Genomic DNA, 19517 nt, shown 5'->3' with positions numbered 1-19517 from the left:
TCACACGTTGCTGTTTGAGCACGGCTGTTTGAGCACGCAGATAAGGACGCTCACCGTCAGTTGACTTGGTAGCTCAAGATGAATGCAACCAAGACAAAAGCAGCTAGCACAAAATGAAGTGAGAGGGAGAGAGCTATGAGTGGTAAATGTCCTGTAATGCATGGTGGCAATACCTCCACGGGCACGTCGAATAAAGACTGGTGGCCGGAAGGGATTAACCTGGATATCCTGCACCAGCAAGACCGCAAATCAAACCCGATGGATGCTGATTTTGACTATCGGGAAGAGGTCAGAAAGCTCGATTTCGACGCGCTCAAGCAGGACGTCCATGCGCTGATGACCGACAGTCAGTCCTGGTGGCCGGCGGATTGGGGCCACTACGGTGGGCTGATGATCCGCATGGCATGGCACTCTGCTGGCACCTACCGTCTTGCTGACGGTCGTGGCGGCGGTGGTACCGGTAACCAGCGTTTTGCACCACTCAACTCCTGGCCGGATAACGTCAGCCTCGATAAGGCGCGTCGTCTACTGTGGCCGATCAAGAAGAAGTACGGCAACAAGATCAGCTGGGCCGACCTAATGATCCTGGCCGGTACCGTTGCCTACGAATCCATGGGCCTACCCGCCTACGGATTCTCATTTGGCCGTGTGGATATCTGGGAACCCGAAAAAGATATCTACTGGGGCGATGAGAAAGAGTGGCTAGCGCCTTCTGATGAGCGCTATGGCGATGTTGAAAAGCCGGAAACCATGGAAAACCCGCTGGCAGCCGTACAGATGGGCCTTATCTACGTTAACCCCGAAGGTGTTAACGGTGTGCCCGACCCGCTGAAGACCGGACAACAGATACGCGAAACCTTCGCCCGCATGGCGATGAACGACGAAGAGACCGCGGCGCTCACCGCCGGTGGCCACACCGTAGGTAAGTGCCACGGTAATGGCGATGCGGCAGCACTGGCGGCTGAACCAGAAGCCTCTGACGTTGAAAACCAGGGCTTCGGTTGGGGTAACCCGTCCATGGGTGGCAAGGCGAGCAATGCGGTGACATCCGGCATTGAAGGCGCCTGGACCACTCACCCCACTAAGTTCGACATGGGCTATTTCGACCTGCTGTTTGGCCATGAGTGGGAATTGCGCAAAAGCCCTGCCGGTGCCCACCAGTGGGAACCGATCGATATTAAGGAAGAGGACAAGCCGGTTGACGCCAGCGACCCCTCTATTCGCCATAATCCGATCATGACCGATGCGGATATGGCCATGAAGATGGATCCAACCTACCGGGCGATCTGTGAAAAATTCATGGCAGATCCAGAGTACTTCAAGAAAACCTTCGCCAAAGCGTGGTTCAAGCTGACCCACCGTGACCTAGGCCCGAAAGCGCGCTACATCGGCCCTGAAGTGCCTGCTGAAGACCTGATCTGGCAGGATCCCATTCCGGCTGGCAACACCGATTACAGCGAAGAAGTGGTTAAGCAGAAAATCGCTGAGGCTGGCCTGAGCATCAGCGATATGGTTAGCACTGCTTGGGACAGCGCACGTACTTACCGTGGTTCGGATATGCGCGGCGGTGCCAACGGTGCCCGCATTCGTTTGGCGCCCCAGAAGGATTGGGAAGGCAACGAGCCTGCGCGTCTCTCCAGTGTATTAGCAGTGTATGAGAAGATCTCTGCCGACACCGGCGCCAGCCTTGCCGACGTGATCGTTCTGGCCGGTAGTTTCGCCATTGAGAAAGCCGCCAAAGCCGCAGGTTATGACGTTCGTGTACCTTTCCTGAAAGGGCGTGGCGATGCCTCTGCCGAAATGACTGATGGTGAGTCATTTGAGCCGCTAGAGCCGCTGGCGGATGGTTTCCGTAACTGGCAGAAGAAGGAGTACGTGGTCAAGCCGGAAGAACTGCTGCTAGATCGCGCCCAACTGATGGGGCTGACAGGGCCAGAAATGGTCGTGCTACTGGGCGGTATGCGTGTGCTCGGCACCAACTACGGCGGCACCAAGCACGGTGTATTTACCGACCGTGAAGGCCAGTTGACCAATGACTTCTTCGTCAACCTGACCGATATGGGCAACAGCTGGAAGCCGGTGGGCAGTAACACCTATGAGATTCGCGACCGCCAAACCGACGCCGTTAAGTGGACTGCTTCTCGCGTTGACCTGATATTCGGCTCGAACTCGCTGTTGCGCTCCTACGCAGAAGTCTACGCCCAGGACGACAACGATGAGAAATTCGTTAAAGACTTCGTTGCCGCCTGGACTAAAGTGATGAACGCAGATCGCTTTGACATCGCGTAACTACCTCGCACGATAGTGCTAGCAAGTAAACCCGCATCAATGATGCGGGTTTTTTATTAGGCGCTCACTAAAAGGCACCCAAGCGGGTGCCTTTTAGCCTTATTGGTTAGGGGGGAGTTAGAACTCTTCCCACTCCGCTACGGCATGCTTTTGCGGTGCAGCCTGGGGTTGGCGGCTAGGCGTTTGAGGTAATGCAGTGCCTGTTGCTGCACGCTGTTTGTGTGTTGTGGTGTAGGGCAGCGCGGTGGCTGAAGCGCCACCTTCATTAAGCACAAACTCACTCATCAATTGATCGAGACTGCGTGCGTTGTCGCGCATGTTCGTGGCAAGTGTGGCGCTCTGACTGACCATGGCAGCATTCTGCTGGGTCATCATATCCATCTCTGCCACGGCCGTGTTGACCTGTTGAATGCCAGCGGTTTGCTCTCGCGCACCGGCTGCAATCTCTGCGATCACATCCGACACCTGCGTAACGCTGTGGCGAATCTCATTCATACGTTCAGCCGCCGCCTTGACGATATCGCTGCCTTCTTTTGAGTGGCTAACGGACATATCAATCAGCGCACGAATATCATGCGCCGCGGATGCGGAGCGACTGGCGAGTGTGCGAACTTCGCTCGCTACAACAGCAAAGCCACGGCCCTGCTCGCCGGCGCGGGCAGCCTCTACTGACGCATTGAGTGCCAATATATTGGTTTGAAATGCAATCGAGTCAATCAAACCAATAATGTTGCTTATCTTATTGGCTGACTCGCTGATAGCGGCCATCTTGGCTTCCATTTGAGTCATGGACTCGGTGCCGCGCTCTGAGGCACTGGCGGCTTCTAGCGCCAGACTATTTGCCTGCTCGGAGGCCTGGGACGTATGCGCTACCGTGGAATGAATTTGTTCCATTGAGGCGGAGGTTTCCTGGAGATTAGCCGCCGCTTGTTCGGTACGCGATGAAAGCTCATGGGTACCATCCGCCATGTCGCTGGCATCGGATAGTACCGTGCGAGCGTTTTGGCGCACTTCCTGAAGGGTAGACTGCATACGCTCCACAAAGGCATTAAAGCCGTGGGCGAGATCGCCGATTTCGTCCTGGGTTTTGGCTTCCAATCGGCGTGTCAAATCGCCTTTTCCTTTGGCAATATCGGCCATGGCGCTAGCGGTATGCTTGATCGGTGCGAGGGAGCGTCGCGCCGCATAGGCAACCACAACCAACAATAAGATCAGCAGTAGCCCACCGGCCAGCAGCAGCGACTGCAGTAGACTGTTCGTCACGGTCGTAAAGGCGGTGATGGGCACGGTGACTCCGACCACCCAGGAAGTGCCTTCCACTGGGCTCCACATGAGCATGGTCTGCTCGCCACTGGGCATGGTTATTTCACCGGAGCCCGCCGTGCCGCTGAGTATCTGCTGACTTAGCGCATCCAGCCCTTGATAGCCCTGCTGGTCGGCATCGGTGTAATTGAGCGACATGCGGTACTCTTCAACCGGATGCGCAATGACCTGCCCTTGGCTGTCGATTAACCAGCCGTAGCTGCCTTCGCCCACATTAATATCGGAGGTGATATCAGAGACCGCGGCCATGGAAACGGTCATGCCCAGCAATCCCGCTCGATTGCCGCGTTCATCGAATACCGTATCAGCAACAATAGCCGTTGGCAGGCCGCTCACCATGGAGATAACCGGATCACTTAGCAGGCTATCCTGGGTGCCGTCAGTGACTAAGGCTTTGAAATAAGGACGTTCGGCTATCTGCAAGTTGACCCCCGCGTGGGTTAGCGTCGCGCCTGAAGCGTCAGTAAAGAACAGTGATTCGATGGTGCCACCCGGCGGATAGCGCTTTTCGAGCCATTCGCGGTGCGACGCAAGCGGCACGTCTTCGACCAAGCGTTCATCCTTAGCCAGCACCGATATCCAATTGCGGTACCCTGTAATCCATCGGCTGATCTCATCGGCCCGTGCTTCTACTTGCCGTTTACCGGCATTATCGATTAACGCAGGAATGGCCTGGTTAAGCTGTTGATTGACGACAAAACCTAAAATGATGGCTACCGCTAAGAGAGGAAGAGCGACCGCGACCAGCAGTTTCTGCGTCAGTGAGAGACGAGAAATTTTTTTCATTTGTTGCCTCGAAGTGTTGGCCAGAAGCAGATCACGAGGATATGGGTGAGTGTCATTTTCTGGCTGTTTTATGGTTCCCTGGGAGTTATATTGCTACCGCTAATCATTAGCGGTGCATGATGCGCTTGCTTTCATTTTTTTAATATTTTTAATCTAATATAGTAATGCTAAGCTAATATTTTTTCTGACTTTTAATGTAATTTTTGTTTGGGTGGTATGTGGCGTTTATGTATCTTTTGTATTTTTTTAGTGATTCGACTAAATCATCGGGGTAATCAACATCAGTGCACACGCCTGGATCATCGAGAGAGGCATGAATAACACGGTTTCTATGCTTTTTGATGACAGTGTTCGCGCCATTTATATTTTCTAAATGTGCTAATTATTTCCAAAAATTTCTACCAAAAACAACAGTATGACCAGGTTTTCCTTGATGTAATGGTTTTACGATGCACTCTGGTGTGGCCTTCTCTGTTAGTTTGCAACATGTTTCTTGGCTTACCCAGGGGAGATCGGCCAACCTTATGGCTGCTGCTCGGTAGTGATGCGTATTTTCATCGTTGCAGAGTTGTCTGAATGCATCGCTAACACTATAACCCAGGCCTAAATGACTGCGCGAACTAACAATTGTAGAAGATTCCACAGAGAGCTCGAAAAACTCGAGGTTGTCTTCAGGTTTAATGACAATCCTAATATTGGAAAAGTGTTTCTGAATAGCCAATAAAGTGGCGTTTAAGAGTGTTTTTCCGCTATTCAATTGCGCTATTTGTTTATCGCTGCCAAAGCGGCTTGATTGGCCTGCCGCCATCACGATAACGATAATGTCGCTACAAGGCATGACGCTCTTTTCCTCGGTAAAGGCGAACAATATCGGCCATCACGGCTAGGGCGATCTCTGCGGGTGTTTTGCTACCCAGGTTGAGGCCAATGGGCATGACAATTCGGGCTAACTGGGTTTCCGTCAGGCCGCCGGAGCATTGCAAACGTTCGGCACGCTGTTGCGAGGTTTGCTGAGAGCCCATAACCCCAATGTAAAACGCCTCCGTACGGACTGCTTCGATCATGGCTAAATCGTCAATGCGCGGGTCATGGGTCAGGGCGACAACGGCGGTATTGGCGTGGCAGCCGCCAGAGGCGATAAACACGGAGGGCAGTACCGCCTGCACTTCCACGCCCGCGACAGCAAAATTTTGCCTAGCCTCGTCTCTGGGGTCGCAGACAATCACCTCAAAGCCCAGCGTTTGGGCAAACAGGGCACATGGCGCAGAGATCGCGGAGATCCCCGCGATGATCAGCCTTAGCGCAGGGCCTATGCGAATATTGACGCTAGCTGTATCAAAAGTAACGGTGGGCTCGGTGTTACTCGATGGGTTAAAGCGCTTGCCGCTGCCATCCAACTTGATACAGCGGGTTAGCGGTTGGCGACCCAGTAACGTGGCATGCATCACTTCTAAGTGAGTGAGGTTTTCGGTGTTTGGTGCTAGCCGCTCAACCAGTACCTCAAGGCTGCCCCCGCAAGGTAAGCGGATAGCCGTTGAGCTATCTTCACCACCATAGCGTACCCGTACCACCGGTTCGTCAAATTCCCCATTTTGGAGCCGGGCGATGAAGTCTTCTTCGACACATCCTCCTGATAGCGAGCCAACGTATTCGCCTGATTGACAGGTGACCAGCATGGCGCCTGGCTCTCTGGGGGATGAGCCAAAGGTTTTCAGAACAGTGCAGAGCCAAACGGTCAGCCCCTGGTTGGCCCATTTAAGCGCGCGTTCAATCACCTGTAGGTCGAGGTGGTGCATTAAAAGACGGCCTCCAACGACTGCTTAAGATACTCTTTTAATACGTCGCGCACTGTTTCCGGGGTAAAGGGAGGGTGTGTAAAGCGAACCCCCGTAGCATCGAAGAGGGCGTTGGCAATCGCAGGAGCGCCAGGCAGCGAGGCGGATTCGCCAACGCCTAATGGTGGCAGTTCGGGGCGATCAAGCAGCATAACGTCTATGGGAGGAAGCTCCGAAAAGCGCAGAATAGGGTATCCGCCCCACTCTTTGCTGGTGGGCAAGCCATCCTCAAAGGTGACTCGTTCCTTTAATGTGCGACTGAGCATCTGGATCACATTGCCGTGTACCTGATGGCGCACTCCGGCAGGGTTTACCATAAGACCGGCATCCTGGCCTACATATAGCTGCTCGATAACGATACGGCCGCTCTTCACATTGACCTTTAGCTCAATTACCCAAGCGGCGAGTGCCGCGCCAAAGCCCGGAAATTTACTATGCACGTATTGGGCATAAGCGAAGCCGCGGCCATAGCGCCAATCGCCATCGCTGGGTGGATTGGCATTGGCAATGCAGGGCGCCCAATTCGCACGTTTGATGAGTGCTTGGACAAGCTCGCAGGCGCGCTCATCAGCTAGGTAACGCAGCCGATAGGCGACAGGATCTTCCCCCGCTAAATAGGCAAGTTCATCGATATAGCTTTCGTGGGCGAAAGTATTGGGCAGCGCGGAGACACCGCGTAGCCAGGAGGCGCGCACCAGGGTAGGTACATCTTCACAGATAATCTGCCGATGGGGGTAGTGGTAGGGCGGTACCGATGTTCGGTCGCCCATCTCAAAGGGGATATCGATAGGTGAAGAAGCGCCGGTTAGTAGTAGCGCCAGGGTGGGGGCACTATTAGAGGGGTAACGCGTGCTGAAGCGGTAGCCTGCTGGGCTGCCATCGGTATTCAAGCCGCCCTGGATAGCCATGTATTGAGCTGCCCCCTTGGGTTCCCAGGTGTGCTCCTGTTCGCGGGTTAATTGCACGCGCACCGGGTGGCCTACCGCCTGGGAAAGCAGCACCGCATCGGCGCCAACGTCGTCAGCGCAGTTGCGTCCATAGCAGCCTGATGTCTCCATGCGGGTAATCGTAATGACACTCTCATCCAGGCCGGTAAGCCGGGCGAGATCGGCTCGCAGGCTATGGGGGTTCTGGGTGCCTGACCAAAGGTGTACGGCGTCTTTCTTGGCATTGGCGACCGAGCAAGAGGGGCCTATGGAACCATGTAGTTGGAAAGGCCATATATAGGTGCGATTGAGCTGATGATTCGCTGTTGCAAGGGCGCTATCTAGATCTCCCTCTTCAAGCAGTATGCGCTGCTTGCTGGGCAGGTCGAGCAGGGCTTTCTCGATATTATCCAGCTGGGGCAGGCCTGGGGTGGGGCGCCACTCAACCTTAAGCTGCCTTGCAGCCTCAGCAGCCTGCTCTTCTCGCTCGGCTACGACGCCCACGAAGTCGCCTATGACGACGACTTTAATCACCCCTGGCAAATGCGCCACGGAGCTTTCGTCGACGGCCACCAAGCTGGTACCCATAAAACTACCGCGATCATGCCCTACATAAGGTGGACGTATTACCCGTCCGTGCAGCATGCCCGGTAAGCGAAAGTCGTGGACAAAAGTTAATTTGCCAGTGGTTTTGTCAGGGATATCCACACGGGAGGTAGATCGCCCCACCAGTGTGTAATCACTGATGGGCTTGAGGGGCGCGCTGTCAGCTAACTTCAATGCATGCCGAGCGCCAGCGAGCAGCTCGCCATAGCTAATTGGCGGAAGATGCTTATCGTTGGTATGTATATACCCGTCTTGGCAGTGAAGTGTTTCGCGCTCAACATTCAGGTGGCGAGCCCTCAGCGTTAGCAGGTACTCCCGAGCTTGTGCCGCGGCTCTACGCAGTGGCTCAGCGGTGATTTGTATGGTCGCGCTGGCAATTGTTGGCCCTTGATTGGGTACATCAAAGGGGTTGCCCAGCACCATGGTGACGTTGTCGAAAGCCACGCTCAACTCTTCAGCGACAATTTGCGCCAGCGCCGTGCGTATACCTGTGCCCAAATCCACGTGCCCGTTGAATGCGAGGATATGACCGTCACTCAGTATAGCAATGAATATCTCGGGTTCATGTGGGGTGAAATCAGAGTGTGTACCTGGTTGTCCCGGCGCAGGCTTGGGGGGCGCAACAGGATCCCGGTAGATCACCAGTAGCTCCGACTCGTGAAGCAACGACTGCCTTGTATAGTCTGATTTCACAGCCATGATGCACCTCCCGAGCTATCTCTGAGCTTCATGTGTTTGTGTCAATTTGTGCTGATCGTTGAGCCAAAATTAAGGTAAAATTATAGCGTATACGCCATAAAAGCATGCTGGATTGATCCAGCGCAAGCAGTAATTCATACGTTGATGCATCATCGTGATAACCAGTGCCATACTTGATTTGCGATGTCGCCAATATTTAAGGATAGGTAATGACAACGGATAGTGCGCTCAATCACTCGTCTTCTGGCGAGCACCCTACGCCGACAGAGCAGGGGTATGATTTTTCCGAACAGGTAGGCCATCTACTACGCAAGGCCTATCAGCGGCATACGGCTATTTTTCAGCGCTACAGCAGCGACAAGCAGTTAACCGCCATTCAGTTTGTCACGCTGTGTACAGTGATGGAGCGTGGGCCTAGTTCACTTACCGATATCGTCAATGCCACCGCGATTGATCCTGCCACCATCCGTGGGGTTATTAAGCGCCTCAAAGCACGCGAATGGATTGCTTTAACAACCGATCCTAATGATCAGCGCAAAGTCATGGTGGTGATCACCGAGTCCGGTGCTGCCCTGGTAGAGGAAATGGTGCCCAGTGCCAAGCAGATCAGTGATCAGACCATGAAGAACCTTAATCCAGCGGAACGCGTTGCCCTGATGCACCTGCTGGAAAAAATGAATGCGGATGGATGATGCCATGAGAGTGGAGGGTTCCACTTTCATGGCAAGTGGCTTGCTAGCGCTCCTCTAAGTAGCTCAGTGCTTCATCCAGACCTATCACATCACCATACTTGCTATCGATATCAAACAGGTTGGCTTCATGGGGAGCTGGGTGGCGGTCGCCCACGCAGTCTCTAATCACCATCACGCGAAAGCCATATTGCAGGCCATCCACAGCGGTGGCGCGAATGCAGCCGCTGGTGGAGCAGCCGGTAATGATCAGCGTGTCGACGCCCATGGCGACCAGTGTGGAAGCCAGAGAGGTGCCAAAGAAGGCGCTGGCATACTGCTTGGTCATTACCAGCTCATCTTCACGGGGGGCCACCTCGGGGCAGAACTCCGCGTAAGGGTTGCCCGCCACCATCGCCCGCATGACCGGTGCCTTCTTGACCCAGATGCCGCCATCGATCTGATCCGGGGCGTGATACAGAATGTTGGTGTGGATAACAGGCGTACCTGTACGCCGCGCGGTGTTTAATAGCGGCGGCATATTGGCCACGGCGTCCACCACACCCTGGGCAAATAGCGGCGAGCCGGGGGTGGTGTAGCCCTGCATAAAATCAACTACCAGCAACACGGGTTTTTTACCAAAACCAATGCGCCCATCCCAGACGCCTTTGTAGTTGTTATCTAAGCTGTCATCTAAAGAGCTGTCACCAGCACCGCTGCTGCTGGTTGCCTGGCTGGGTTTCGTCATGGCGCTACCTCCTAATAAGCCCCTGATAAGAGTGCACCCGCACCTGGGACAATAGGCTCCAGGTCGAGCGCCTTAAGCATGGCGTAGGTGGTCGCGATAGCCGCGGTCACCACTGGTTTGCCGGTCAGGGCTTCGACTTTGGCGACAGCCGGTAACGACGGCATTTGCACACAGGCTGACAGCACAATGGCATCGACATTAGTTAAGTCGAGACTAGCAACAATCTCAGGGAGGTTGGCGGGGTCGTGGCGAGCAACGTCCAGATTGTTGGGAATCTCAAGCGCCCGGTAGTCGAGTACTTCAACACCTTCCTGGCGGATATAGTCCACCACCATTTCGGTCAGCGGCTTCATGTAGGGGGCCACCACCACCACACGTTTGGCTTTCATCACACCCAGAGCATCAACCAGGGCACCGGCGCTGGTGACCACCGGCGTGTCGCAGCCGTTCTCTTTGGTGCGGCTGCGTAGCCGCTGTTGGGATTCACGGTGGTAGCCGGGGCCCATGGCCATGATGGCTACCAGGCAGGCGTAGCCCATGACATCCACTGCCGCGTCAGATAGCTCCAAGGCACAGCGGTCAGACTCCGCATCCATGGCCGCCAACTCATCCTTGCTGACGGTCTTCATGCGCATACGGCTGGAGTGGAAGGTAAAACGTTCTGGGCGAATTAACTGCCGCGCTGCCAGCATCGCGGGGATCTCAGTCTCCATGGTGATGTTGGAGCTGGGGACGATCTGGCCGATTCGGTATGTCTTGGTCATGGCATTTTGGGGGATAGCACTGTGGGTCATGATCATTGGCCTTTGTTAGAGTTGTCTGCCCAGGAAGTCTTCAAAGGCGGCAAAAAAGCCATCGAAGTCATCCCAGGGAATCATATGGCCCGCTTGTTCGGCGGTGGAAATGCGAATCGCCGGTAGCAGTGAGCGTATTTCGGCGCGATCTTCGTCTTGGATAACCCCGCCCTTACCCGCACACATCAGCAGCGTGGGCACCTCGATGCTTGGGAAATCCCGGTGGATATCGACGCTGTGAAACTCTTCAAACGCCTGAACGATGGCGGGCTCAAAGCAAGTGTGCAGCCACTCGGCGCGCAGCCGTAGCTGCTCGTCGCTCCAGGTGGGGCAGTAGTGGCGCATGGTCTCGATATCGGCACCCCGTGTGCAGTCGCGAATCGAATCCACGTACCAGGGCAGCTTGCTGGGGTACTCACGTCGTCCTGGCCCTGAAACCGGTGGGTCGATCAGTACCAGTTTGTCGATGCCCTTGGCGCCGCGACTCATGGCGCGTAGCGCAAAGCGCGCCCCCATGGAGTGGCCGGCTAGGATGACATTGCTTAGACCCAGTGCATCGATAAAGGCGATCACATCGTCGGCGCAGGTGTCAGTGTCATAATCGAGCTCGGGCCCGGTAGACGACAAGCCGCGCCCTCGGACATCCAACACATAAGTGTCGAAATGCTGACCGAGCCGCTCGGCCACAAAACGCCAGGTGATGGCCGGGCTGGTAATGCCCGGTATCAGTACCATCGGCTGGCGCGAAGTCTCGGCGCTGTCGGCAAAGCGCAGGTAGTGCTGACGAATACCATTGGCGTGCACGTTGGCGCCATAGAGATAGGTGCTGCTCATGCTGGGCTCCCTTGACTGGTTGGTTGCTTCAGCGGTACTTCAAAGGGGTCATAGGCGAATACCCAGGCCGGGTCTTCGTCTTCCCGTAACCAGGTATTGTCGTGGGAAACCTGCTGAACCCGCGAGGCGCGTTCAAAACGGTTGGTGCGGTAAAGTTCGAATGCCTGCTGGTAGTGCTCGGCGCCCACTTCCTCCAGGCAGCGCACTAGCATGGCAGCATCCTCAATGGCCATAGCGGCGCCCTGGGCCATATGTGGCTTCATCGGGTGGCAGGCATCGCCCAGCAGCACTAGCCGGTTTTCATGCCACAGGGGTAGCGGGTTGCGCTCCAACAGCGGCCACTTGGTAACGCTTTCAGTGCAGTCGATTAGCGCTTGTACGGTGGGGTGGTACCCCTCGAATGCTTTGCGCATCTCTTCCCGTGAGCTGTCGACGAAGGAAGTGCCGTGGCTCCAATCGGGTTCAGGCACGCCGGTCACGTAGTAGTACTCCTTCTCGTCGCCGGTCACGAAGTACACCATCATGTGCCGGTCTTCCGACCACCACTTCACGCAGGCTTCGAAATCCAGGTCGTATGCTTTGAGTTTTTCCGCCGAGATAATCGCCCGATGAGCGACCCAGCCACTGTAAATAGGCGCTTCAGGGCCAAGCAGCTTCTCGCGTAGGCGCGAGTTAACGCCATCAGCGCCGATCACCAAATCTGCCTCTTCGGTTGAGCCATCGGCGAAGGTCATGACCACCTTGTCGCCGCTGTCATCCACATCGACCAGGCGCTTATCGAAAAAGAGATTGTCCTGGTCGAGCGTGCTGACCATCAGTTCGTGCAGATCTCCACGGTGTACGGTGATGTAGGCCGCGCCATAGTTTTCGCGAGCAAACTCGCCTAGCGGGATACGTGACTGATACTCGCCGGTCATACCGTTGCGGCTGAACCAGTAATCGGGGTGTGAGCCCATGGCATTGAGCTTCTCTTCGATACCAATGCGGCGCATTACTTTCATCACGTTGGGGCCAAGGTGAATGCCTGCCCCAAGGCGCGCAAACGCTGGTGCTTGTTCGTACACCTTGGTGGGGTAACCCGCTTGCTGCAGTAGTGCACCTGCAGCGGCGCCGCCAAGGCCCGCGCCAATAACGGCGATGGTGGGTTTGTTGTTCATATCCTGGTTTCCTCGCTGTTTTATTCGCCTATCACTCGTTTCTGAATGCGTTCGTGAATGCTATAAAACAACGTATACACCATTTATTTTTTGGTCAAGAATTAGTTTTGAAATTATTTTTTAATGGTAATAATGCGGTATTTTTAAATAAATATATGAATTTAATGATTTTATTGTTGTTTTTTGGGTTTTGTGTAAAAACTTGAAAAACGCATCGATTGAGTGCTATACGTTTATTAGGCTTGTTTTTATAGCGTACGCACCTTTAATGCTCGATGGGCATTAGCTCTGCACTTAGCTGGTGCAAGTGAATTGGCCGTATGTGAAAGGTAGATGAAAATAGGCGGGTTTAAGGTGCTACGAAGCGTGTTTGGCAGGCAGAGTTTATTAGTAATATCTAAGTCATATCCAAGCCCTATTCAGAGCAAGAGGGCGGGCTTAACAATAACGATGATGATCCCCTATGACGCTAAAGCTAACTATCAATGGGCAAGAACGCGAGCTGGCCGTGCCGCCGCAGACACCATTGCTCAATGTGTTGCGTAACGACCTGGCGCTCAATGGACCCAAGTATGGGTGTGGTTTGGGCGAGTGTGGGGCATGCAGCGTATTGATTGATGGCATGGCAGCACGCACCTGCGTGCTGCCCGTGTCCGCTGCCGTTGGCCATGAGGTAACCACCCTTGATGGTCTTTCCCAGGGCGGTGAGCTTGACCCTGTACAACAAGCCTTTATCGATGCTCAGGCAGCCCAGTGTGGCTACTGTTTGAACGGCATGATCATCACTGTGCGTGCGCTGCTAAATCATAATACTCAGCCCTCTGCGCAGCAGATTCGCACCGCTTTAGAGCATAACCTCTGCCGATGTGGCACCCATGTTGAAATTCTGCAGGCAGCGGAGCGTGCCGTGATCCTTAACGCGGCCGCGTTGCAGGAGGCTTCTCATGAGTGAAGGGTCGATGCTCCATGGCCAGCAAAAACAGGCCGGCATCCCCGCGCTGCTAGCGCAGGCACGTTTTGGTGTCGTTGTGCGTCCTCCTTACTACCGGTGGAATGGTGAGTGTTTTGAGAGTGATCGCTTAGTTGGCGTCGATAGCAGCAGCATTGCCTCACTATCAGGATCTATTGAAGTAGTGGTGGAAGGGAATTTTGTGGGGGTGGTGGCCGATAGTTTGGCCTTGGCGACCGATGCCGCTAAGCAGCTGAAGGTTGAGTGGCAGGCCGTTCACCAAGCGCCTGAAAAAGCGCCTGATAGCGATCAAGCGCCCTTTGAATCGCCTCTTGTTAAGTCTAGCCCGTCATACACGCATTCGAACCATGCGTATGGATGGCCGAGTCGCATGCGCTGGGGCAATAACCCTAGCTGGGTAATTGCCGATTGCCGCGATCAACAATTGAGTGTGTGGGGGCAAACCGTCACCCCAGCGGCGCTTAAACAGGATCTAAGCCGGTTAACCTCGCTGGATATTAGCCTGATTGAGCTTTACAGCGCCGATGGTGAACACGCCTCAAATCAGGCCTCGGGGCTGGGGCGCCATTGCGGCGATGATGCTGCCGTGGATGCAGCCTTGATGTCTCGGGCTGTGGGCGGCCCCGTCGCCGTGTGGCTGGATGCCCTCTACGCTAAGGATGTTCAGGCATTGGGCCAAGCGCAGCGAATTAGCCTAAACGCTGATATTGCCAGTAGTGGTGAGATAGCCCGTTATCACTATCAGCAGACCAATCTCACGGGTGAGGTGGCTGCCGTCGGGTTGTTGTTAAGCGGCAGGGTCACGATAACGACGTCTAGCGCTGAGGCCACCGTCGACGAGCAAGGCGCAACGCCGTTCTCGCCCTATGTATTTCGCGATCAATACCTTGCTGCACGCTCCCAGCCAGCCTCGCTCTCCACCAATTCCACCTTGATGGGGATACAGCAGACGTTTGCGCGGGAATCCTTTTTAGATGAGGTTGCCCGCGAGAGTGATCAAGACCCTGTCGCGCTGCGACTTCGCCATCTTGACGATCCGCGTGGTATTGAGCTGATTGAGTCCGTTGCTAAACGGGCCGAGTGGCAAGGGGCATTCAATCCATCAGCAAACTCTTTACCCCAGGATCTATTGCGTGGCCGGGGCTTTGCCTATTCTCAACTGCCTGATCGGAATCAGCGCGTAGAGTCGGGAGTGCGCTCTGCCTGGATTGCCGATGTGGAGGTCAATCGTGTTACCGGCGATGTTCAGCTTACCCGTTTGGTAGTTGGTCAAGACGTCGGCTCTGATGTGGATACTGATCGTCTTCAGCAAACGCTACAGGCCCGGGTCTTGGGTGAAGCGCGCCCCCTTTTGGGGCGGGCGCCCAGTTTCGACGAGTGGGGTGACGGCAGTCGTACGCTGACTAAAAGTGAATCTTCAGCAGGATTACCAACCACCGCTTCTTCGCCAAGCCCTGTTGAGGAAGGTGTTAATCAAACCGTCGGTGAAGACGTATTAACCGGTGCGGAGCTATCGCCGGGTGTTGCGGTAATAGCCAATGCGCTTTTTGATGCCACCGGCCTGCGTTTTCGCCAACCACCGTTTACCGCCAAGCGCGTGCGCCAGGCACTCGAAGCCTCGTCCTCAGAGGAAGCCAGGCTCCCAATTAAATTTAAACAGACGCGACCCCTGAAGCGTCGCTGGTTAGCCGCTGCAGCGTTCACCACCATTGCGGGCACAGCGGCCATTGCATGGCCGTGGAAAGGGGCCATTGCACCTGTCTCTCGGCCAGCCGCCAATCTTTACTCCGCCGAGACCATTGAGCGCGGGCGACTCGTTGCGGCTGCAGGTGACTGCGCGGCGTGTCATACCACAGAAGGTGGCGTGACCAATGCCGGTGGGCGTGGGTTTGAGACCCCTTTCGGTACGCTCTACAGCACTAACATTACGCCGGATGAGGCGACGGGAATTGGTCAGTGGTCTTACGCAGCCTTTGAGCGCGCCATGCGCCACGGTATTAGCCGTGATGGCAGCCACCTTTATCCCGCGTTCCCCTACACAGCGTTTGCCAAGACCAGTGATGCTGATTTACAGGCGCTTTACGCCTACTTAATGGCTCAGCCCCCCGTGTCGACTGAAAAAAAAGCCAATGCGCTCACTTTTCCCTTCAGTGTGCGCAGCTTAATGGCAGGCTGGAATACGCTTTATCACGATGCAACGCCATTCCAGCCTGACCCCATGCAAAGCGAGCTGTATAACCGGGGAGCCTACCTTGCCGAAGGGTTAGGCCACTGCAGCGCCTGCCATAGCCCCCGCAATGCCATGGGGGCTGAGAAAAATGGCGAGGCGTATTTTGCTGGTGCCTTTGTAGATGGTTGGGAAGCACCACCGCTCAACAACCTGTCGCGTGCGCCCATCCCATGGAGTGAAACATCGCTTTACGACTATCTGCGCCACGGCGAATCTGAGCTTCACGGCGTTGCCTCTGGGCCTATGGCCCCAGTGGTAGCGGGGCTGGCAGAGCTACCTGAATACGATGTGCGGGCCATTGCTCACTATGTTGCTGCACAGATGCAGGCACCCACGGGTAATAGCGAGGCAACCATGGCGGGCGCTGAGCAGCGAGTGGCCAGTGCCGCGGTCAGCTCACCGGGGATGGAAGCAGGCGAGCGACTATTCGAGGGCGCCTGTGCGGCTTGTCATGTGGAGACCGGCGTGCCGAGTTTTTCACGTGCCAGTACCAATCTGGCGTTGAATACCAACCTGCATAGTGATCATCCCGATAACGTCCTTCAGTCAATTCTTGGCGGTGTTCATGCAGATCATGTGCCTGGCATTGGCAGTATGCCGGGCTTTGCTGACAGCTTTAGCAATACCCAGATCGCTGATTTAGCGACCTATCTCCGAGCGCGTTTTGCACCGGACAAAGCGCCTTGGCAACAAGTAAAACAACGAAGCGAAGATTTACGCCAGCCTCACCACAACAACTCACACTCTTCTCCCTGACGGAATAAAACGAGGTGGACTATGAAACGCAGTAAATGGATATGGCTAGTATGGGCAGTTGTCTTGCTGAGCTATTTAGTGCCTTACACCCTATTGAGCGGGGTGACACTTTGGTATGGCAGCTTCCTGTTTTGGGCAGTTGCCGGACTAGTCGTCATTGCGCTGAACGTGTTTATCACTAAAGATTTTGAGGAGCACAGCAATGACTGAGTCACTCATCTGGTGGTCGATTGCCATCTACTTATTAATCGCGATTGGAATTGCGATTATGTCCCGCCAAGGCCCTTCAGAAAGCATGTCCGGCTACTTTTTGGGCAACCGACAAATGAACGGCTTTGTCTCGGCGCTGAGTTACAGTGCCACTACCTATAGCGCCTTTATGATGGTGGGCTTGGCAGGCCTTACCTATGCAGGCGGCGTTGGTGCGCTGGGCTTTGAAATTATCTACTTTGCCGGTGTTTCGCTGGTGGCTATTTTCGGGCCCAAGTTTTGGGCCGTCGGCAAGAAATTTGGCTTTGTGACGCCAAGCGAAATGCTCGGCCACCGCTACAATAGCAAGCATGTGGCCATGGCCGTTTCCATTGCCAGCTGTATCTTCCTGATTCCTTATTCAGCGGTTCAGCTCGCCGGCGTTGGTTACCTGTTGCAAGGCATTACCGATGGGGCGATAACCTTTACCACCGGTGTGGTGCTGGCAACCGTGATTGCTATCTTCTTCTCCTATATTGCCGGTATTCGTTCGGTAATGTGGACCGACTCTCTTCAGGCGATCATGATGATTGTCGCCTCAACGCTGGTGGCTTTCCTGGTGATCCAGGGGTTGGGGGGCTTTGGCGCGCTATTCGATACGCTGGCAACGGAACATCCGCAGTCGCTAACGGTGCCTGGTTCTGGGCTGTTCAGCTTTGTCACTTTCCTAGGGCTTACGATTCCCTGGTTCTTCTTTAGCCTCTCAAATCCGCAAGTGAGCCAGCGCTTGTTTATGCCCTCTTCGTTGCGCTCCATGCGCCATATGCTGATTGGCTTCCTGGTGTTTGGTTTCATCTACACCATGGTCTCAGTACTGTGGGGCTTCTCCGCCTTGGCCGCTTTCCCGAGCCTTGAACGCGCGGATTTAGCCACGCCCACCCTGTTGGCCTCGGAGTTTGTGCCGCCGGTACTCGGGGTGATTGTGATGATCGGCATTATGGCGGCCGCCGTTTCCACTATCGATTCGATCATGCTCACCCTGGCCTCCATGGTCTCCCGTGATGTCTATGCCAACGTTAAACCTAACGTTAGTGAAAAGCGCCAACTGCTGGTGGGTAAGTTTGTCGTGCCAGTGATAGCGCTAATGGCGCTGGCCTTTGCCGAACTGCAGCTTGACCTTATTGCGGTGCTGTCGGTGGCTGCCTCTTCGGGGCTGGTTGCCATGGTGCCTGCGCTTATCGGTGCCTTCTATTGGAAGCGCGGTACTGGCGTCGGTGCACTGGTCAGCGTGGTGGGCACCAGCGCCTTTGTGCTGTTGATGTATGCCACCGGTAACTCGCTGTTGGGCCTGCCCGCTGGCGTATGGGGCATTGTGGTCGCTAGTGTGCTGTTTGTTGGCGTTAGCCTTATGACCAAACCTCATCAAGCCTCTTCGGACGCCTTCTTTACCGCCATCACTGAAGAGCTGGGTAAAAAGCGCCGTACTACCACCGATCAAGCGACGAAAGAGGCGGCTGTCTAATTGATGTTCCGCTTTGACCGATAACACCATAGAGCGCTTGGTGTGCCCACCGGCGAGCACGAGCGCTCTCAGCTAACACTTCCCGGTACGTTATGGCTGTGCTTTCGCCTGGGGAGTTAGGAGACTTTATGGACCACGCAAGCTTTGCTGAAATTTGCCTCCACCAGCTAAAAATGTCCGGCGTACACGAAGGCGAAAAACTCGTCGTGCTGACCCAGGGCAGCGAACGCCTCGATTATGCGGATGCCTTTATGGCGGCGGGGCAGCGTTTAGGCGCCAATATGTACCACATGCGCTTACCCGCTCCGCTACCCACAGGTGGCTGGGCCGTGGGGGCAACGGGGCTTGCCAGTATGCCCGATGCGGTGGAAGCGCTTAAAAACTGCGATATGCTGATCGATTGTATTTTTCTGCTGTTCTCTCCCGAACAAATGGCGATTCAAGCCGCAGGTACGCGCATACTAACGGCGGTTGAGCCGCCGGAACTGCTGGCCAGAATGCTGCCCACTAAGGAGTTAAGGGAAAAGGTCGAACTGGCCGCCGCGCTGCTCGAAAAAGCCAAAGTGATGCGCATCACCTCGCCCCACGGCACGGATGTCACCTACCAACTGAATACGTATGAGACGGTTGCAGAATATGCCTGTACCGACGAACCGGGGCGCTGGGATCACTGGCCCTCTGGCTTTGTGTTCACCGGCGGTGATGACGATGGTGTTGATGGCACTATCGTGGTGGCACCGGGCGATATTCTGCTACCCCAGAACATGTATGTCAGAGAACCGATTACCTACACCATTGAGAAGGGCTGGATTACTGACATACGGGGTGGGCTGGATGCAGAGCTGGTGAAATCCTATATGGATAGCTTTAACGACCCGCGCGGCATGGGGATGAGCCACGTGGGCTGGGGCATGAACCCCAATGCCAAGTGGCACCGTATGGTGCCGGGCGAGTTCCCTGGGGGTATGGGGATGGAGCCGCGCAGTTTCTACGGCAATGTGATGTTCTCAACCGGCCCGAACAGCGAACTGGGCGGGTCTAACGATACCGCCTGCCACCTGGATATCCCCATGCGCAACTGCTCGCTGTTTCTCGATGACGAGCCTATCGTGATTGATGGCGATATCGTCGTTAAAGAGCTGCAGATGGCTAGAAACTAACGCGCTTGAGGCAAGAGATACTGCT

The 19517-nt window shown here is 55.1% G+C and carries 15 protein-coding genes; 7 read left to right on the top strand and 8 right to left on the bottom strand.

All coding sequences use genetic code 11. From position 1 onward, the window contains the following. The first annotated feature begins 135 nt into the window (after window positions 1-135). Window positions 136-2289, top strand: a complete 2154-nt coding sequence (gene katG, locus ACFIOZ_RS19770; protein ID WP_386080673.1) for a catalase/peroxidase HPI — start codon at window positions 136-138, stop codon at window positions 2287-2289. A 117-nt stretch (window positions 2290-2406) separates the two neighbouring features. Here katG and htc1 read toward each other — a convergent pair whose 3' ends face one another. From htc1 to ACFIOZ_RS19750, 4 genes are all read right to left on the bottom strand, one after another. After that, window positions 2407-4398 carry a methyl-accepting chemotaxis protein Htc1 gene (gene htc1 / locus ACFIOZ_RS19765; RefSeq protein WP_386080671.1) on the bottom strand — a complete coding sequence of 664 codons (1992 nt, stop codon included), beginning with the start codon at window positions 4396-4398 and terminating at the stop codon, window positions 2407-2409. A 382-nt stretch (window positions 4399-4780) separates the two neighbouring features. Continuing rightward, window positions 4781-5236: an NTP transferase domain-containing protein gene (locus ACFIOZ_RS19760; protein WP_386080669.1), complete on the bottom strand. Its 456-nt coding sequence runs from the start codon at window positions 5234-5236 to the stop codon at window positions 4781-4783. Further along, a complete protein-coding gene (locus tag ACFIOZ_RS19755; RefSeq protein WP_386080668.1) occupies window positions 5226-6194 on the bottom strand; it encodes an XdhC family protein in 969 nt (322 codons plus the stop codon). The genes ACFIOZ_RS19760 and ACFIOZ_RS19755 overlap by 11 nt, the downstream gene beginning before the upstream one ends. Next, window positions 6194-8464 carry a xanthine dehydrogenase family protein molybdopterin-binding subunit gene (locus ACFIOZ_RS19750; protein WP_386080666.1) on the bottom strand — a complete coding sequence of 757 codons (2271 nt, stop codon included), beginning with the start codon at window positions 8462-8464 and terminating at the stop codon, window positions 6194-6196. The genes ACFIOZ_RS19755 and ACFIOZ_RS19750 overlap by 1 nt, the downstream gene beginning before the upstream one ends. A 209-nt stretch (window positions 8465-8673) precedes the next feature. Here ACFIOZ_RS19750 and ACFIOZ_RS19745 point away from each other — a divergent pair, with 209 nt between their 5' ends. Then, a complete protein-coding gene (locus ACFIOZ_RS19745) occupies window positions 8674-9156 on the top strand; it encodes a MarR family winged helix-turn-helix transcriptional regulator (protein ID WP_386080664.1) in 483 nt (160 codons plus the stop codon). A 43-nt stretch (window positions 9157-9199) separates the two neighbouring features. On the opposite strand, the gene ACFIOZ_RS19740 is transcribed toward ACFIOZ_RS19745, so the two are convergent. Genes ACFIOZ_RS19740 through ACFIOZ_RS19725 form a run of 4 tightly spaced genes read right to left on the bottom strand, consistent with a single transcriptional unit; the run spans window position 9200 to window position 12665 of the window. After that, the gene (locus ACFIOZ_RS19740) at window positions 9200-9880 is read right to left on the bottom strand and encodes an N-carbamoylsarcosine amidohydrolase (RefSeq protein WP_386080663.1); all 681 of its coding nucleotides are present in this window, start codon (window positions 9878-9880) and stop codon (window positions 9200-9202) included. Between the two features lie 11 nt (window positions 9881-9891). After that, window positions 9892-10674: an Asp/Glu racemase gene (locus ACFIOZ_RS19735; RefSeq protein WP_386080661.1), complete on the bottom strand. Its 783-nt coding sequence runs from the start codon at window positions 10672-10674 to the stop codon at window positions 9892-9894. 15 nt (window positions 10675-10689) lie between these two features. After that, complete coding sequence (locus ACFIOZ_RS19730) at window positions 10690-11508, bottom strand: alpha/beta fold hydrolase (RefSeq protein WP_386080660.1); 819 nt, start codon at window positions 11506-11508, stop codon at window positions 10690-10692. After that, the gene (locus tag ACFIOZ_RS19725) at window positions 11505-12665 is read right to left on the bottom strand and encodes an FAD-dependent monooxygenase (protein WP_386080658.1); all 1161 of its coding nucleotides are present in this window, start codon (window positions 12663-12665) and stop codon (window positions 11505-11507) included. The genes ACFIOZ_RS19730 and ACFIOZ_RS19725 overlap by 4 nt, the downstream gene beginning before the upstream one ends. Window positions 12666-13128: 463 nt before the next feature. Between ACFIOZ_RS19725 and ACFIOZ_RS19720 the strand changes: the two genes are divergently transcribed. The 5 genes from ACFIOZ_RS19720 (at window position 13129) to ACFIOZ_RS19700 (ending at window position 19492) form a co-directional block, all read left to right on the top strand. Continuing rightward, entirely contained in the window at window positions 13129-13617 is a 489-nt protein-coding gene (locus ACFIOZ_RS19720) for a (2Fe-2S)-binding protein (RefSeq protein WP_386080656.1), read from the top strand. Next, window positions 13610-16621, top strand: a complete 3012-nt coding sequence (locus ACFIOZ_RS19715) for a c-type cytochrome (RefSeq protein ID WP_386080655.1) — start codon at window positions 13610-13612, stop codon at window positions 16619-16621. Before ACFIOZ_RS19720 ends, ACFIOZ_RS19715 begins: the two co-directional genes overlap by 8 nt. A 21-nt stretch (window positions 16622-16642) precedes the next feature. Then, on the top strand, window positions 16643-16831 hold the full coding sequence (locus ACFIOZ_RS19710) for a hypothetical protein (protein ID WP_088699225.1): 189 nt from the start codon (window positions 16643-16645) through the stop codon (window positions 16829-16831). Further along, the gene (locus ACFIOZ_RS19705; RefSeq protein WP_386080653.1) at window positions 16824-18332 is read left to right on the top strand and encodes a sodium:solute symporter family protein; all 1509 of its coding nucleotides are present in this window, start codon (window positions 16824-16826) and stop codon (window positions 18330-18332) included. Before ACFIOZ_RS19710 ends, ACFIOZ_RS19705 begins: the two co-directional genes overlap by 8 nt. Window positions 18333-18460: 128 nt before the next feature. Further along, complete coding sequence (locus ACFIOZ_RS19700; RefSeq protein ID WP_039857426.1) at window positions 18461-19492, top strand: leucyl aminopeptidase; 1032 nt, start codon at window positions 18461-18463, stop codon at window positions 19490-19492. Window positions 19493-19517 lie beyond the last annotated feature (25 nt).

It is taken from the genome of Vreelandella sp. F11, assembly GCF_042466685.1.
In the GTDB taxonomy this organism is placed as follows: domain Bacteria; phylum Pseudomonadota; class Gammaproteobacteria; order Pseudomonadales; family Halomonadaceae; genus Vreelandella.
This window is presented reverse-complemented; position numbering and strand designations above follow the sequence as displayed.

What these genes read in the sequence shown, in the direction of transcription:
- ACFIOZ_RS19750 (WP_386080666.1), bottom strand. Translation starts at nt 8,464, where the DNA reads ATGGCTGTGAAATCAGACTATACAAGGCAGTCGTTGCTTCACGAGTCG.
- ACFIOZ_RS19735 (WP_386080661.1), bottom strand. Translation starts at nt 10,674, where the DNA reads ATGACCCACAGTGCTATCCCCCAAAATGCCATGACCAAGACATACCGA.
- ACFIOZ_RS19725 (WP_386080658.1), bottom strand. Translation starts at nt 12,665, where the DNA reads ATGAACAACAAACCCACCATCGCCGTTATTGGCGCGGGCCTTGGCGGC.
- ACFIOZ_RS19710 (WP_088699225.1), top strand. Translation starts at nt 16,643, where the DNA reads ATGAAACGCAGTAAATGGATATGGCTAGTATGGGCAGTTGTCTTGCTG.
- ACFIOZ_RS19705 (WP_386080653.1), top strand. Translation starts at nt 16,824, where the DNA reads ATGACTGAGTCACTCATCTGGTGGTCGATTGCCATCTACTTATTAATC.
- ACFIOZ_RS19755 (WP_386080668.1), bottom strand. Translation starts at nt 6,194, where the DNA reads ATGCACCACCTCGACCTACAGGTGATTGAACGCGCGCTTAAATGGGCC.
- ACFIOZ_RS19700 (WP_039857426.1), top strand. Translation starts at nt 18,461, where the DNA reads ATGGACCACGCAAGCTTTGCTGAAATTTGCCTCCACCAGCTAAAAATG.
- ACFIOZ_RS19720 (WP_386080656.1), top strand. Translation starts at nt 13,129, where the DNA reads ATGACGCTAAAGCTAACTATCAATGGGCAAGAACGCGAGCTGGCCGTG.
- ACFIOZ_RS19730 (WP_386080660.1), bottom strand. Translation starts at nt 11,508, where the DNA reads ATGAGCAGCACCTATCTCTATGGCGCCAACGTGCACGCCAATGGTATT.
- ACFIOZ_RS19760 (WP_386080669.1), bottom strand. Translation starts at nt 5,236, where the DNA reads ATGCCTTGTAGCGACATTATCGTTATCGTGATGGCGGCAGGCCAATCA.
- htc1 (WP_386080671.1), bottom strand. Translation starts at nt 4,398, where the DNA reads ATGAAAAAAATTTCTCGTCTCTCACTGACGCAGAAACTGCTGGTCGCG.
- katG (WP_386080673.1), top strand. Translation starts at nt 136, where the DNA reads ATGAGTGGTAAATGTCCTGTAATGCATGGTGGCAATACCTCCACGGGC.
- ACFIOZ_RS19715 (WP_386080655.1), top strand. Translation starts at nt 13,610, where the DNA reads ATGAGTGAAGGGTCGATGCTCCATGGCCAGCAAAAACAGGCCGGCATC.
- ACFIOZ_RS19740 (WP_386080663.1), bottom strand. Translation starts at nt 9,880, where the DNA reads ATGACGAAACCCAGCCAGGCAACCAGCAGCAGCGGTGCTGGTGACAGC.
- ACFIOZ_RS19745 (WP_386080664.1), top strand. Translation starts at nt 8,674, where the DNA reads ATGACAACGGATAGTGCGCTCAATCACTCGTCTTCTGGCGAGCACCCT.